The sequence below is a fragment of the Vibrio sp. 1-2 (7-a) genome, assembly GCF_013048515.1.
Lineage (GTDB): Bacteria > Pseudomonadota > Gammaproteobacteria > Enterobacterales > Vibrionaceae > Vibrio > Vibrio diabolicus.
In genome coordinates this window covers 1-14,542 of record NZ_VHSQ01000012.1, presented here as the reverse complement: position 1 = coordinate 14,542, position 14,542 = coordinate 1, and the positions used below count along the sequence as shown (strand labels likewise).

The 14,542-nt window shown below is 43.5% G+C and carries 13 protein-coding genes, 1 tRNA gene and 1 rRNA gene; 12 read left to right on the top strand and 3 right to left on the bottom strand.

Annotated elements, in window-relative coordinates:
• Window positions 1-159: 159 nt before the first annotated feature.
• Together lptF and lptG are read left to right on the top strand one after the other, a co-directional pair.
• Window positions 160-1,260, top strand: a complete 1,101-nt coding sequence (gene lptF, locus FKN08_RS19940) for an LPS export ABC transporter permease LptF (protein WP_006742363.1) — start codon at window positions 160-162, stop codon at window positions 1,258-1,260.
• A gap of 3 nt (window positions 1,261-1,263) precedes the next feature.
• Window positions 1,264-2,334 (top strand): LPS export ABC transporter permease LptG, encoded by a 1,071-nt coding sequence (gene lptG, locus FKN08_RS19935; protein ID WP_005397455.1) that lies wholly within the window; start codon window positions 1,264-1,266, stop codon window positions 2,332-2,334.
• 87 nt (window positions 2,335-2,421) lie between these two features.
• Here lptG and FKN08_RS19930 read toward each other — a convergent pair whose 3' ends face one another.
• Window positions 2,422-2,901 (bottom strand): RDD family protein, encoded by a 480-nt coding sequence (locus FKN08_RS19930; protein WP_005397453.1) that lies wholly within the window; start codon window positions 2,899-2,901, stop codon window positions 2,422-2,424.
• Between the two features lie 184 nt (window positions 2,902-3,085).
• Complete coding sequence (locus FKN08_RS19925) at window positions 3,086-4,354, bottom strand: DUF2254 domain-containing protein (RefSeq protein ID WP_005397451.1); 1,269 nt, start codon at window positions 4,352-4,354, stop codon at window positions 3,086-3,088.
• A 227-nt stretch (window positions 4,355-4,581) separates the two neighbouring features.
• On the opposite strand from FKN08_RS19925, the gene FKN08_RS19920 reads away from it, so the two are divergent.
• Both FKN08_RS19920 and FKN08_RS19915 read left to right on the top strand, forming a co-directional pair.
• Window positions 4,582-5,247, top strand: coding sequence for an SDR family NAD(P)-dependent oxidoreductase (locus FKN08_RS19920; protein ID WP_145533556.1), 666 nt, complete (start codon window positions 4,582-4,584; stop codon window positions 5,245-5,247).
• Window positions 5,248-5,437: 190 nt separating this feature from the next.
• Window positions 5,438-5,522 (top strand) — tRNA-Leu (locus tag FKN08_RS19915).
• Window positions 5,523-5,721: 199 nt separating this feature from the next.
• On the opposite strand, the gene FKN08_RS19910 is transcribed toward FKN08_RS19915, so the two are convergent.
• On the bottom strand, window positions 5,722-7,005 hold the full coding sequence (locus tag FKN08_RS19910) for a carbohydrate-binding protein (protein WP_170892766.1): 1,284 nt from the start codon (window positions 7,003-7,005) through the stop codon (window positions 5,722-5,724).
• A gap of 247 nt (window positions 7,006-7,252) precedes the next feature.
• On the opposite strand from FKN08_RS19910, the gene FKN08_RS19905 reads away from it, so the two are divergent.
• The 8 genes from FKN08_RS19905 to FKN08_RS19870 all read left to right on the top strand — a co-directional run.
• Window positions 7,253-7,558 carry a PTS sugar transporter subunit IIB gene (locus FKN08_RS19905; protein ID WP_025767645.1) on the top strand — a complete coding sequence of 102 codons (306 nt, stop codon included), beginning with the start codon at window positions 7,253-7,255 and terminating at the stop codon, window positions 7,556-7,558.
• Window positions 7,559-7,647: 89 nt separating this feature from the next.
• On the top strand, window positions 7,648-8,982 hold the full coding sequence (locus FKN08_RS19900; protein WP_167713413.1) for a PTS sugar transporter subunit IIC: 1,335 nt from the start codon (window positions 7,648-7,650) through the stop codon (window positions 8,980-8,982).
• 51 nt (window positions 8,983-9,033) lie between these two features.
• On the top strand, window positions 9,034-9,345 hold the full coding sequence (locus FKN08_RS19895; protein ID WP_031780628.1) for a PTS lactose/cellobiose transporter subunit IIA: 312 nt from the start codon (window positions 9,034-9,036) through the stop codon (window positions 9,343-9,345).
• 10 nt (window positions 9,346-9,355) lie between these two features.
• A complete protein-coding gene (locus FKN08_RS19890; RefSeq protein ID WP_005397437.1) occupies window positions 9,356-10,678 on the top strand; it encodes a 6-phospho-beta-glucosidase in 1,323 nt (440 codons plus the stop codon).
• A gap of 18 nt (window positions 10,679-10,696) precedes the next feature.
• Window positions 10,697-11,452, top strand: a complete 756-nt coding sequence (chbG, locus tag FKN08_RS19885; RefSeq protein WP_134648085.1) for a chitin disaccharide deacetylase — start codon at window positions 10,697-10,699, stop codon at window positions 11,450-11,452.
• A 105-nt stretch (window positions 11,453-11,557) separates the two neighbouring features.
• Entirely contained in the window at window positions 11,558-12,556 is a 999-nt protein-coding gene (locus FKN08_RS19880; RefSeq protein ID WP_170892765.1) for a LacI family DNA-binding transcriptional regulator, read from the top strand.
• 128 nt (window positions 12,557-12,684) lie between these two features.
• Window positions 12,685-13,938 carry an HD-GYP domain-containing protein gene (locus FKN08_RS19875; RefSeq protein ID WP_170892764.1) on the top strand — a complete coding sequence of 418 codons (1,254 nt, stop codon included), beginning with the start codon at window positions 12,685-12,687 and terminating at the stop codon, window positions 13,936-13,938.
• 500 nt (window positions 13,939-14,438) lie between these two features.
• Window positions 14,439-14,542: ribosomal RNA gene (locus tag FKN08_RS19870) — 16S ribosomal RNA — on the top strand; the annotation flags it as partial.

Here is a 14,542-nt window from a genome sequence, read left to right as displayed (position 1 = left end):
GATAATGATCGCTTACTTGTTGAATTTTAGCTCCAGGCTTACATGCAGAGCTGATTAAGCGACTAACATCTAGTTTATAATTTTTAAAAAAATAAATGGTTCAACGGGAAACTATAGTGATTCGACCAAAAAAACAAGTTTTGTATAGGTAATTTCAGCGTGATTATTGTTAGATATTTGATCCGCGAAACACTCAAGAGCCAATTTGCGATTTTTTTCGTACTTTTTTTGGTGTTTGTAAGCCAGAAATTCATAAGTGTTCTTGCTGATGCTTCTGATGGGGATATTCCTGCTGGATTGATTTTCTCGATTGTTGGTTTGAATATGCCAGCAATGGGTCTATTAATGCTGCCTTTAAGTCTGTATATCGGCATATTGATCACATTTGGTCGTCTGTATGCAGAGAGCGAAATTGTCGTGATGAACGCGACAGGTATTGGTAACAAATTCTTGGTACAAGCGGCCTTGTACTTAGCGCTGATTACTTCTGCTGTGGCGGCTTTTAATGCATTGTGGTTATCGCCGTGGTCTCAAGACCGTGTAGAGCAACTTTATGAACAAGTGGCGGCAGAAAACAGCGTTGACTTGCTAAAAAAAGGGCAATTCCAAGGCACGCCAGATGGTTCATCGGTTGTGTTCATCGATGACATTAAAGACAATACATTGAGCAACGTTTTTGTCGCGCAGATGCGCCCGAGAGATTCAGTATTGCCGAGTGTGATGTTCTCGTCCTCTGGTGAAGTAAAAGAACTGTCGGACGGCCGTCAGGTCATCACCATGAAAGAAGGCACGCGTTATGAAGGTGTGCCGACTCGCGTTGAATATATGATCACAAAATTCGATGAATACGAAGGCGTTATCGGCCAGCGTGAGGTCAAAAAGAAAGGGCGAGATTGGGAAGCGTACCCAACGGTTGATTTGATCGGACACCCAGACCCAGAAGCGCAAGCAGAGCTGCAATGGCGAATTTCGTTATTTGTGTGTATTCCACTCTTAACGATGCTGGTTATTCCTTTGTCGGCGGTGAATCCGCGTCAGGGACGATTTGCCAAAATGGGGCCCGCGATTCTTATTTATCTAGCGTATTTCCTGGCGATTAGTGCAACAAAATCTGCATTAGAAGATGGTGACATTCCGGCGGCAATCGGCATGTGGCCAATTAATGCGATGTTACTGATTGTCGCAATCATGGCCAATATGATGGACAGCGTTGCTGCTCGACGAATAAAAGACAAATTCCGTAAGAAGAGGCTCGCGTAAGCTGTGTTCAAAATCTTAGACCTTTACATCGGTAGAACCATCATCTCTACCACTGCCTTGGTTTTAGCGACGTTTGTTGGCTTATCGGGCATCATTAAATATGTAGAACAGCTACGTAAAGTAGGGCGAGGCGTGTATGACCTCACTCATGCGTTGTACTTTGTATTGCTCAGTGTGCCGCGTGATATCGAAATGTTCTTCCCAATGGCAGCACTACTCGGTGCCCTTATTGGTTTGGGTATGTTGGCGTCAAGCTCTGAGCTGGTGGTGATGCAAGCTGCTGGTTTCTCAAAGTTGGATATCGGGTTATCCGTGCTCAAAACGGCGGTGCCACTTATGCTTATCGTTATGACGTTAGGGCAATGGGGCGCTCCAGAAGCACAAAAGATGGCTCGTGACCTACGATCCTTTGCGATATCTGGAGGTAGTATTGTCTCAGTTCGTTCTGGAGTTTGGGCTCGTGACGCAAACGACTTTATCTTTATAGGTAAAGTCGAAGACGACAAGCTTTATGCTTTAAATATGTGGCGTTTTGATGATGATAAGAATCTACAAAAGGTTATCTTTGCTGAAGAGGTCGACTATCAACAAGATAACAATTGGTTGATGCGCGACGTACAAATCACGGATATGAAAAATGAAAACGTGATTTCGAAGCAAGACATCGAACAGATGGAATGGCATACGTCATTGGCTCCAGATAAGCTAGCTGTGGTGACGGTAAAGCCTGAAGAGTTATCACTGAGCGGTTTGTATGATTACGTGACCTATCTGAAAGCATCTGAGCAAGATGCGTCTCGCTATGAATTGGCGTTTTGGCGTAAGTTGACACAGCCGCTTTCAATTGCCGTGATGATGTTGATGGCGCTATCGTTTGTTTTCGGTCCACTCAGAAGTGTGACCATGGGGGCAAGGGTATTGTCGGGCGTGGTTGCCGGGTTTACTTTTTATATATCCAGTGAGTTCTTTGGCCCATTAAGCTTGGTGTATGGCATATCCCCTGTGTTTGGTGCATTGGCCCCGAGCCTAGTGTTCTTAGCGATTGCGATTGCGCTGCTGAGAAGAAAGCTGTAGCTGAAGTATCACCGAATAAACCATGTTTCATCGGACTAAATGTAAAAGGAAGGCATTATGCCTTCCTTTTTTGTATTCCCGGATAAGTTAGTTTGCCTTAGGCAACACAACAACCTCTGTTTTTGCCCAAATGTCGTGGAACCCACGTTTCTTTGGATCAATCGGTACAGTCAGGTTTGCCAAACCAAAGCCAGATGTTGCAATGCGAATCAGGGCTTGAGTGACTGTAATCGGCGCACCGTCTTTGGCATTGCGAACTCGAAGTTTCCAAGCGCGCATCCCAAGTGTTTGCCCTGCTCGCGTCCAGAAGAAGACAAAGAAGTAAATCCATACAACCGCAAGATACAGTGTAAATAGAGGGCTTAATACAGGGTGCTTTCCGAGCATATCAGCGGCATCTGCGTACTCGCCGTAGCTCAACAGCCCTGCTGCATTTAGTGCAAATACAACGGCCATAACAATACCTGCGGCCATCATTTCAATTGCGATAATAATCAATGTGTCGTAAATCAACGCTGCAAGTCGACGAAAGAGACCAGCAGGTGGAAGAGTTGTAGACGTTGTCATTATTCCATCACTTACCTTAAAAATTGTGCGTCAGAATATAGATTCCCTCACCAAGAGAAAAGAGACCTAACGCACAGAGTCTTTAATTATGCATAAACGAAGTGACTTTTCTGCTGTGTGTTATGAATATATACCATGATGTACAAGGCCTTTCGGTAACCTATTTCAACTGAATTTTACTTGCCTAACCATTAGCTTTTTGGTCTGTAACTAGATTAGACAGATGAGAGAGTTGGTGTTTCTCATCTTCGGTATAATGCTGGCTCAAGGAGAGCTCTAAAGCTTTTTCTGATAGCTTGGTTGCAGGTGATAAAAACAACTTGGGGTGCATACTAGAAAGAGCCAGCAAGGCTTTTTGTAGGCGAATCTGTATTTGGAGTTGCGCTGCACCATCGTGCGCGATTGGCAAAAAGACATCATCAAACAAATCCTGGCAGCTTAATGCGGGCACAAATAGCCTAGGGTATCGAGTTTTGGTAGGCGGCTCGCTGAGTAACTCTCCCCATAATGAAAGCGCTCGTACAGAACGCCCAAGAACATCAATCGCGGTACCGTTATCATTCACGGCGGGGGAGAGAGCTCGTGAGGCGATCTCCGCCATGACGACTAATCCAAAACGAGGATCTTGATCATAGGAACGCTCCGTTCGAATCGTGAAGGCCGCAGTTATTTCGTTTTCGTCTGGCAACGCTCCACAAACCCAAGCCAATGGTTGACTCACATACACAAAACTTCCTGGTTGTCGTTCAAGATAGATGGTGCATTGGTTTGCTTCAGCAATACTATCGAGATGATGCATATCAACATGCTGTAAGTAGCCAATTTCTTGGCTGAAAATAGGCTTGCTTCCTCTGGGTTTATGTTCTGGATGGCTCCATGGGTGAGCGCCTAGCCAGCGTTCCCGACCACGTTTTCTTATCGCATCTAACAAAGCTTGTTCCACGTAGGAGGTAGTTTCACTGACTCTCCCTAGTACGGAAAGGTGCTGAATCCAACGTAGCAAGGTGAGTATGATCATCACGATCACGGCGATGGTAACGATGAATAGGTAAATTTGTGCTTGTTGATGATAGGCGCCAATGCCTAGCGCGATAATGCCTACCAAACTAAATAGAAAAGAGCCAAGAAAGGTCGCCAAAGCATTTTGTGTTGTGCTGTCTTCCATCAACAGTTTTGTCGCTCGCGGCGTTACCCCTGCACTAGCGGCACTGTACGCTGAGACCATTATATTAAGCGAGAATGTGGTCACCGCAAGCATGGAAGTCGCGAGGATATTTAATATGTTGTTAAGCAAATCCTTACTGACGTTGATTGCAGGAGGCAGAGTAATGAACTGGTTTAAAACAATGGATATTAGGGCGGTGGCGACAGCAAGTAAGGCATAAAGTGATGTGCGAACCCACAATTTGCGCGTCATTTGCTTCAGTAACCATTGCCATTTTGACCCAGTCATTCGCATGCTCCTATTCAGTTCTTACTCGAAAGTCGATAGAAAATTCAGAAAGTTATTCTTGCTTAAGCATAGGTTAAATCTTCCTCGTTCTACTTGGTATTTCATGCATCATGAGAGTAAGAAAGCCGCTTGCTTCAAAGAATGGTGTTCTTGAGGTGTGAATTACCAAGATTCTGTTACCTTAATTGATAGATGCATTAAAAGTATGTGATTGATAAGAGGTAGCCATGATTGTAATTACAGGTGCAAGTAGCGGTTTAGGGGCAGAGCTGACAAAGCGTTATGATGCGGAAGACAAAGAGACGTATATCATAGGAAGAAACACAGAAAAACTATCCGCACTAGCAAAACAACTCTCTCATAACGTTGGCTATCAAGCTTGCAACCTCTCACTGCATCAAGATGTGAAACACCTATTTGATGGGATGAAACAGCCGCCTGAAATGGTCATTCATAGTGCAGGAAGTGGTTATTTTGGCGAACTGGAAGAGCAGGAGCCGGAAGAGATTCAAAAACTGATTGATAATAACCTGAATTCCGCCATTCATGTATTAAGAGAGTTAGTAAAGCGTTACAAAGATCAACCGATAAAAGTGGTCATGGTTATGTCTACTGCTGCGCAACAGCCTAAAGCGCAAGAGTCTACGTATTGTGCTGTGAAGTGGGCTGTCAAAGGATTAATCGAGTCGGTTCGTTTGGAGTTAAAAGGAAAGCCAATGAAAATTATCGCGGTTTATCCTGGTGGAATGGATACGGAATTCTGGAAAACAAGCGGCAACATGATGGACACGAGTCACTTCATGCAAGCGGAAGATGCTGCCGAGATGCTCCATACGGCTTTGTCGAGCATCGGGAATGGTTATGTTTCTGATATTACAGTGAATAGAATTTAAAAAGAGTTACGTATACTCATTTCCACCTGGAACAGTAGTAGGAAATGGAGTGTACGTTTCTTATCAGTACAGCTTTGTCACACTTTGTGGCGAAATTATCAGCAAACGATAGTTATTTAAGGTATTTCTGCTTGCGCAGGTCAAAAGCTTCCGTATAATGCCAACCATCAAAGGGCAATAGCCCAAAGATGCCGGTGTGGTGAAATTGGTATACACGACGGATTCAAAATCCGTTGCCTTCGGGCGTGGCGGTTCAAGTCCGCCCACCGGTACCATAATTCATATGATAAAGCCTCGACGAAAGTCGGGGCTTTGTTGTATCTAGGGTTTGTGAATTCAAATCCAGCGTGGCGTCAGGAATGCCAGGCCCAGTCAGTCCACTCTTTACTGCTTTCCATTTTTATTTTTAGAAAAGTAAAAAAGCGCGAGGTAATCCCTCGCGCAAGCTACTACATGATAATAGTAGGGAACTGCTTATAGAGCTGTGAACAAGGTGTTCTGTGAGTCAGGTGTCCAATCGGCTTGAGATACGTGTGGCACGTTGACGAGATAACGTTTGCCAGAGTACGTCACAGCATCTCCCTCTTTATATGAAACATTCACTTCCCAATTTGTTGCCGGATCAGCATTGGTCCAAAGGCTAGAGGTTGGGGAAGGTGCCCAGTCCTGCTGTGCGTTATGGCTGGTCACTGCTTGGTAAACGGTGCCTAAATGTAGGACGTAGTCGCCAGCGTTGTAGCTATGACCAACTTGCCAGTTTGGTGTGTAGTTATCCATCGTATCGAATACATAGCCAGCTTGTTTTGCTAGTCGGATAAATTCCGCTAATTTAGGTAAATTCTTGGTTGCGCCCATTCCTCGCTTACCGTCTTCAAACAAAAACTCATGCGTTAGAATAATGACCTTGTCTGCGTGGAGTGGTGTACCACATGGAAACTCTTGTGCTTTTGAATTGATAGGGTTGATGGTGGTAGGAGCACAGTTGTTCAATGCTGCATCTACGTAACCTAGGAAAGGTTCTGCCTCTGTTAGACTGTTGGCTGGCATTGCTATCCCCCAGTTTTCAGGTGCCCAATCCACATCCCAACCATGTGTTTGATAGCCTTTATTAGCCAGAATGTTTTGTACCGCAATTGAGGCTTTCACACTGTTTGATGGGTCGTTGATATTACAAACGTAGCCTGGTTCCCAAGGTTTAAAGTCATCAGACGTTGCACATAATCCATCTGCTTTGAAGTCTTTAGTCACGCGCCAGCCGTTGGTGTAGGGCAGTCTAGCAAACTCTGTTGCCTTATAATTCGGGTAGCTTGTAATGTTAGGCAGATACTTTTCTAAAACAGATAAGTTTTCTGTAAACATTGAGGCATCGTAAACAGGATCTTGGTACGAGTTAAGCTGGTGGTCGCCGGTAGCATTACATTCTGCTGCGCTATTAGGTCCAAACTCATCAACGCAGTTATGAACCATATGATCGTAACTATGGTTCGCGACAATATGACCAGTGTCTAATGCGAGCTTTAAGGCTTCTAGCGAACGGTCTTCATTCTCATCACCAATTCCGTCTAAGTGCCAAGCATTAAAGTAAAACGTCGCTTTGATATCTTCTTGGTTAAGTACTTGAATAACGTCAATAGATGCATTGATTGGTCCATCATCAAACGTTAGATAAATGGTGCCTTTAGAGTCGGTTTGAGCAAATGAGTATTGTGATAGTGCGGCACTTGCAAGCGTTGCAATAGCCAATTTATTAAATTTCATTCTCTATTCCTTTTTAGAAATTAATAACGACGTTGTCAGTAGTAATATATTGATAATTTGAAACCTAATGTAGTGTCTTAATTTATTTCCTGACTTTTATCCTAGACCTAAATAATTACTAAAAAACAGGTCGTATTTTCTAAATTGGGATTGTGTTCACGAATAATGCAACCGGTTGCGCTTTTTTGTCTTGGTTATTTTTGCTACAGTTTTTGCAGGTTGAAATTTACACAACGGGAGTAAGGCTATGAAAAAGATCCTTTTATGCTGTAGCGCAGGGATGTCAACCAGTATGCTTGTTAAAAAAATGGAGCAAGCTGCTGAAAATAAAGGAATTGAGTGCAAAATTGATGCGATGTCAGTGAATGCATTTGAAGATGCAATTAAAGAGTACGATGTTTGTCTTCTCGGGCCTCAAGTACGTTTTCAGCTAGAAGAGCTAAGAAAAACGGCGCAAGAGCATGGTAAAAACATTGATGCGATTTCTCCTCAGCATTATGGAATGATGAAGGGAGAAGAAGTACTAGAGCAAGCATTAGAATTAATTAACTAAACCATAGTTTTAAATTTAAAAAAGATAACTGTACATCAAATATAAATATTTGATGTGGGATTCTTTTGCCTAAAATAAGGATGGATTCTATGAAGCTTTATGACGCAATTATAGGCGCAGTCGAAAAGCATATAGCCCCTATAGCAGCAAAAGTGGGGAATCAGCCCCATGTTCGAGCAATGAGAGACGGTTTTATAGTTGCAATGCCGTTTATTATTGTCGGTAGTTTCATTTTGATTTTTGCATTCCCACCATTTGCCGAAGACACGACCTTTACTTTTGGTCGAATTTGGCTCGATTTCGCCACCACACATTTTGATACCATAATGATGCCCTACAACATGTCGATGGGGATCATGACCATTTTTGTTTCGCTCGGCGTTGCTTATAGCTTAGCTAAGGCTTACAAGATGGATGGGATCACGAGTGCTGTATTGTCGCTGATGTCTTTTTTACTCATCGCGGCCCCTGCTAAAGATGGCGCGTTGTCTATGTCACACATGGGAGGAACCGGGATCTTCACCGCAGTGATGTGTGCATTCTTCTCGGTAGAGCTCTACCGTTTTATGAAAAAGCACAACATTACGATTCGCATGCCAGAGCAAGTTCCACCGGCGATTGCACGATCATTTGAAGTGCTGTTACCAGTCTTAGCGATATTCATTACCTTATACCCACTTAGCCTTTTCGTGCAAACCCAGTACGACATGCTGATTCCAGATGCGGTCATGGCAGTCTTTAAGCCTTTAATTAGTGCGTCTAACTCATTGCCTGCCATTATTGGCGCTCTATTGCTTTGCCAACTACTTTGGTTTGCGGGTATCCATGGTGCTGCAATTGTTGTGGGGCTGCTTTCTCCAATTTTCTTGACCAACATTGGTGCCAACATCGAAGCCTTTGTTGCAGGTGAACCGATTCCAAACGTATTTACTCAGCCTTTCTGGGATTTTTACATCTTTATCGGTGGCTCTGGTGCAACACTTGCTCTTGTTATGCTGATGTCATTTAGCCGTTCTGTTCACCTTAAGAGTATTGGTCGAATGAGTGCGGTGCCTGGCTTCTTCCAAATCAATGAACCTGTGATCTTCGGTAGCCCAGTTGTGATGAACCCGACCTTGTTTATCCCGTTCGTCTTCGCTCCAGTCATCAACGCTACGATAGCGTACTTTGCTGTGCATGTCGGCTTTGTGGGTATGGGGGTCGCTACAACGCCTTGGACAACACCAGCACTGATAGGTGCTTCGTGGGGTAGCGGTTGGACCTTTGCTCCAGTATTGCTCGTCATTGGTTTATTGATTCTTGATCTAATTATCTACTTCCCATTCTTCAAAATGTTTGAGAAGCAAATGTTGGAGCAAGAACTACCAACGACGAAAGAAACTAAGGATGAGACGCAACCTTCAGGTGAAGGTGTTACTGCTTAACGGTGCTTAATGGGCCGCAATTACCGCGGCCCGATTTTCGGAGAGAAAATGATGGAACAAGAATTGGTTGTGATGGAGATCATCTGTAATGCTGGCGAAGCCAGAAGTTTGAGCTACGAGGCGTTGCGTTTATCTAGAGAACAAGATTTTGATGCGGCTGAGGAGAAGCTCTCTCAAGCAAGAGAGTGCATTAACAAAGCCCACTTAATTCAGACTCAGTTGATTGAGGAAGATCAGGGGGAAGGGAAAGTCCCGATGACGTTAGTGATGGTACATGCTCAAGATCACTTAATGACCACGATTTTGGCTCAAGAAATGGCTGTAGAAATCGTTGCACTGAACAAAAAAATCTCGAACAAATAAGGGGAGAAAAATGTCTAGAGAGGCGATCAAACTTGCCATTATTGGCGGTGGTAGTAGCTATACCCCTGAACTGGTTGAAGGGGTTATTAAGCGCTTAGAATATTTACCCGTTAAGAAGATTCATTTTGTGGACATTGAGTCAGGAGCTGAGAAGCTTGAGATTATCAAAGGTCTAGCGCAGCGAATGGTTGATAAAGCAGGTGCAAAGATTGAGATAAAAGCAGACTTTGATCGTCGTGCTGCGATAAAAGATGCGGACTTTGTGATGACGCAGTTCCGTGTGGGTGGCCTTGCTGCTCGTGCTAATGACGAGCGAATTCCAATTAAATACGACGTCATCGGTCAAGAAACAACAGGCCCAGGTGGGTTTGCTAAAGCACTGCGAACCATCCCGGTTATTCTTGATATATGTAAAGATATTGAAGAGTTGGCACCCAATGCATGGATGCTCAACTTCACCAACCCTGCGGGTTTGGTCTCTGAAGCCGTCAGTAAGTACACCAAAGTAAAGAGTATTGGTTTATGTAATGTGCCGGTTTCGATGGAAATGATGATCGCAGAAATGATGGAGTGCGAGCCAAAAGAGCTACAACTTGAGTTTGCCGGATTAAACCATCTCGTTTGGGTGCACAAAGCATGGCTCAATGGAGAAGATATTACTCAAACAGTATTAGAGAAAGTCGGTGATGGTGCTAACTTCAGCATGAAGAACATCTGGGAAGAACCGTGGGATCCCGCATTTTTAAAAGCGCTGGGGGCGATACCATGTCCTTACCATCGTTATTTCTATCAAACCGATGCTATGCTCGCTGAAGAGAAACAAAGCGCGGGTGAAAAGGGCACTCGTGCTGAGCAGGTAATGGAAACAGAAAATGCGCTATTCAAGCTCTATCAAGATCCTAATCTCGATCATAAGCCGAAAGAGTTAGAAGAGCGGGGTGGGGCTTATTACTCAGATGCATCACTAAACTTGGTTGATTCAATTTATAACAATCGTAATAGTATTCATGTTGTTAACGTCTTAAATAACGGAGCGATTAACGGCCTCCCCGACGATGCTGTGATTGAGTGTAGCGCGGTGATTGGTAGTTGGGGCGCGAAACCTCTTGCGGTTGGTGAGCTGTCAAACAATATCAAAGGATTACTCTATCAAGTCAAAGCATATGAACAGTTGACAATAGACGCTGCTGTTGAAGGTAATTATGACAAAGCGCTCATGGCATTAACCAACAACCCATTGGTGCCAGACATTGGTCGTGCCAAGTCAATTCTGGATGATATCCTAGCGGTGAACGCTCCGTATTTACCTCAATTTAAACTAACGACGTTGTAGTACTAAGGAAGGGCGCCAATGAAAGTCATTTTTAATGCTGATGATTTTGGTTTAACGAGAGGTGTAAATAACGGCATCGTAAAAGCTCATCAGCAAGGTGTTGTTCATTCAACCACCATGATGGTCGGTATGGATGCTGAGAAGCATGCTTTAGAGTTGGCTCGCCATAATCCAGACTTGAGAATTGGTGTTCATCTTAGGTTTACAGCGGGAGTGCCTCTAACTGGGCACCCTAATTTGACCAACGGTCGAGCGCATTTTATCAAATACGACGAACTGTGGGGTAAGCAGGACTTCGAAACTCAGGTCATTTATGACGAAGCAAAAGCTCAGGTGGAACATTTTTTATCGCTTGGGTTAGAGCTAAGCCACTTAGATAGCCATCATCACGCGCATACTCACCCTCAAATTTTGCCCGTTATTAAAGAGGTAGCGAGTGAATACCGAGTGCCACTGCGGGGCACTGGCTTGTGTCAAGAATCGATGACAACAAGGTATGTCTTTACTGATGAGTTTTACGATCAAAAAGTAAGTTTGGATGGTTTGATGGCGCATTTATTGAGTCTAAAGACAGACTATGATTTGGTTGAGGTGATGTGCCACCCGGCAGAGGCCGATCAAGCGCTGATTTTAAAGAGTGGTTATGCACTTCAGCGAGAGCTAGAGTTACAAGTTCTAACCTCTCCCATTTTAAAAGAACAGTTAGCTCAACATGGTATAGCTGTCACGGATTACTCTGAGCTCGTTTCTACCAATCAAATGGTCGGTGTATGATTAAAGGCTGCCAGCTTCGCCCCCTATAAGCACCTTACGAATTGCTGGCAGCCGTTCTACACAAACGGATATTCAATAACAATTGCAGTTGGACCCAATAGCATTATGGCAAGGATTAAAGATGTCGCCGAACTCGCCGGTGTAAATCGCTCTACCGTTTCTCGAATCATTAATGGAGAGGGGAAGTTTCGCGAAGAAACTCGAAAAAAAGTAGAGCAAGCTATGGCGCAACTGAATTATCGCCCGAGTGCGATTGCTCGTTCACTCGCAACCTCATCCAGTAATATGGTTGGCTTATTGGTGACTTACTATACGGGGGGCTTCTTTGGAGAGATGATGGAGCAGGTTCAGACTGAGCTGGATATTCATAAAAAGTTTCTGATTACCGCTCAAGGACATCATTCTGCAGAAGGTGAAAAGGAAGCCATTCAGCGTTTTAATGATCTGCGTTGTGATGGCTATGTCCTCCATAGTCGTTATTTGTCAGATGATGATTTACGTGAATTAGCAAAACAGCCTACGCCTTTCGTTCTTCTGGATCGCTATGTTGAAGGAATAGAAGAGCGTTGCGTTACTTTTAATCATCATTATGCAAGCCGTATTGCCGTCGAGCATCTTTTAGCTGGTGGTCATAGAAAAATCGCCTGTATTACCGGTCCATCCCAACGTCATAATAGTTTATTAAGAAAGCTTGGGTACGTTGACGCGATGAAGGACGCAGGTATCGATATTGACGAAAGCTGGTGTGAAGAAGGGAATTATGGTCGGCAAAGTGGTTATGATGCAATGGCTGCAATTTTACAACGACACCCTGAAGTTACTGCAGTCTTTTCTTGCAGTGAGGAAATGACGGTCGGTGCAATGCAGTACTTACACGAGCACAATATTTCAGTACCGGAGCAAATCTCTTTAACTAGCTTTGACAGTGTCGACCTTTGTGAAAGCCTTTATCCTACAGTGTCGGCAGTGCACTTTCCTATCAGTGATATGGCCCGTGTAGCGGTACAAACATTAATGGGATTAGTCAAAGGTCAAGAAATAATAGATAAGCCAACGTTCGAGGCTCAGCTTAAAATACGCAAAGCAGATCGAACCTTAAAGTAGCTTGCTTTTGCTCATTAAATGAGTAATTAGAAATGACCATCTGATGTTTTGATACTTACTGATGAATTTATTCACAAAATTTACTAGTATTCTAACTCTCTTAGGCAACGTAAATCAGTAGTGAATAAGTGGCAGCCATTAAACTTACGGTCGATCGTATTCAACCCGGATTACATATCCGTCTTCCGCTAAAGTGGAACGATCACCCTTTTCTACTCAATAGTTTTAAGATTAAAGATCAAGAACAAGTCGAGATGATCCGTCACCTCGGTGTAAAGTTCGTTTACTTTAATCCAGAGCAAAGTGATGCCGCACCACTTCCAGTCGACCAGATACAAGCTGATAGAGTAACGAATGAAGCGTCGCTAGATTATGAAACTCAAAAACTTTGGCAAGAAAAACAAAACCGCATAGAAAAGTTAAGTGCGTATCGTCGACGCGTTATCCAGTGCGAAAAAGAGTTTGAGCGCTCTCTGGCACGTATGCGCTCGGTCATGACGAAAATTCGTAATCGTCCAACAGCTGCCGTTGATGAAGCGAAGCTTCTTATTGAAGATATCGTCGAGAAGTTAATGTGTGATGATAATGTCACTCTACACCTGATGAACGGTAAAAATGAGTTTGAAGATATTTATTTCCATTCGTTGAACGTTGCTGTTATCGCCATGATGATTGGCCGTGCTAAGGGGTACTCAGCTGCGCAGTTGAAAGAGCTTTCATTCTCAGCGCTATTCCACGATATCGGGAAAATAAAAATTCCTACCGCAATATTAAGAAAGCAAGCACCGCTGACGGAACCAGAAACTAACTACTTAAAGTTGCACACCAAATATGGAGTAGATCTTGCGAGCCAAATAGAAGGTTTTCCCGAAGTTGCAAGAGTTGTGATTGCACAGCACCATGAACTAAGAGATGGGTCTGGCTATCCCAAAGGTCTGAAAGGAGATGAGATCAACGAGTTTGCTCAAGTTATTGCTGTAGCTAACGCATTTGATAACTTGTGTCATACACCTATAGTCTCAGAGCAAAAAATTCCTTATACCGCACTCTCTCATTTATATAAGAACTGTAAACACCTATATAAAGAAGAAAACCTGAATATCCTGATTAAGTTTATGGGCGTGTTTCCTCCAGGCACTGTGGTTCAGCTTTCCAATAATATGGTGGGCTTGGTTATCTCAGTGAATGCATCGCATCTATTATTCCCAAATGTATTGGTTTACGACCCATCAGTGCCAAGGACGCAGGCGCCAATCATTGATCTTGCATCAAAGGATATAAAGATAGTTAACGCGATTCATCCGTCTAAATTGCCGGAGAAAATCAAAGAGTATCTTAATCCGCGTTCACGCATTTCTTACTTCTTCGATAGTGATGAGTAGTTATCCACAGATTTTTGTGGGTAAGCTGTAGAAATCTTGAGTGTTATTTCGGGGTAATTTTGAGGTTGGATGGAAAGTATCCACTTGGCATGCTTTTTTAGAAAAAATGTATTTTTAGTCTTGCCAAAGAAAATCTTCTCCCTATAATGCGCATCCATCGACACGGCAGACGCCACAAGGCTTCAGCAGGGTCGGAGAGGTAAAAAGCTTCTACGAAAAATTAGTTGAAAAAAGTGTTTGACACTAACAACCAAATCGCTAGAATGCACCTCCGCTTTGAGAGAAAACTTCTCGCAAAGCAAGCTCTTTAACAATATAGACCTATCAATCTGTGTGGGCACTCGTTGATGATAATCCAATTAGAAATTTCTCTTAATAAAGAGCGGTTTCAAATTAGGTTTCAATGATACGAAGTGACCATTGAATCTTCGGATTCAGCACAGTCAATTCAAACATTACGTTATGTAATGTTCAGTTTTCATTGAGCCGAACAAAATCTTAAATTGAAGAGTTTGATCATGGCTCAGATTGAACGCTGGCGGCAGGCCTAACACATGCAAGTCGAGCGGAAACGAGTTATCTGAACCTTCGGGGAACGATAACG

What these genes read in the sequence shown, in the direction of transcription:
- FKN08_RS19930 (WP_005397453.1), bottom strand. Translation starts at nt 2,901, where the DNA reads ATGACAACGTCTACAACTCTTCCACCTGCTGGTCTCTTTCGTCGACTT.
- FKN08_RS19925 (WP_005397451.1), bottom strand. Translation starts at nt 4,354, where the DNA reads ATGACTGGGTCAAAATGGCAATGGTTACTGAAGCAAATGACGCGCAAA.
- FKN08_RS19920 (WP_145533556.1), top strand. Translation starts at nt 4,582, where the DNA reads ATGATTGTAATTACAGGTGCAAGTAGCGGTTTAGGGGCAGAGCTGACA.
- FKN08_RS19910 (WP_170892766.1), bottom strand. Translation starts at nt 7,005, where the DNA reads ATGAAATTTAATAAATTGGCTATTGCAACGCTTGCAAGTGCCGCACTA.
- FKN08_RS19905 (WP_025767645.1), top strand. Translation starts at nt 7,253, where the DNA reads ATGAAAAAGATCCTTTTATGCTGTAGCGCAGGGATGTCAACCAGTATG.
- FKN08_RS19900 (WP_167713413.1), top strand. Translation starts at nt 7,648, where the DNA reads ATGAAGCTTTATGACGCAATTATAGGCGCAGTCGAAAAGCATATAGCC.
- FKN08_RS19895 (WP_031780628.1), top strand. Translation starts at nt 9,034, where the DNA reads ATGGAACAAGAATTGGTTGTGATGGAGATCATCTGTAATGCTGGCGAA.
- FKN08_RS19890 (WP_005397437.1), top strand. Translation starts at nt 9,356, where the DNA reads ATGTCTAGAGAGGCGATCAAACTTGCCATTATTGGCGGTGGTAGTAGC.
- chbG (WP_134648085.1), top strand. Translation starts at nt 10,697, where the DNA reads ATGAAAGTCATTTTTAATGCTGATGATTTTGGTTTAACGAGAGGTGTA.
- FKN08_RS19880 (WP_170892765.1), top strand. Translation starts at nt 11,558, where the DNA reads ATGGCAAGGATTAAAGATGTCGCCGAACTCGCCGGTGTAAATCGCTCT.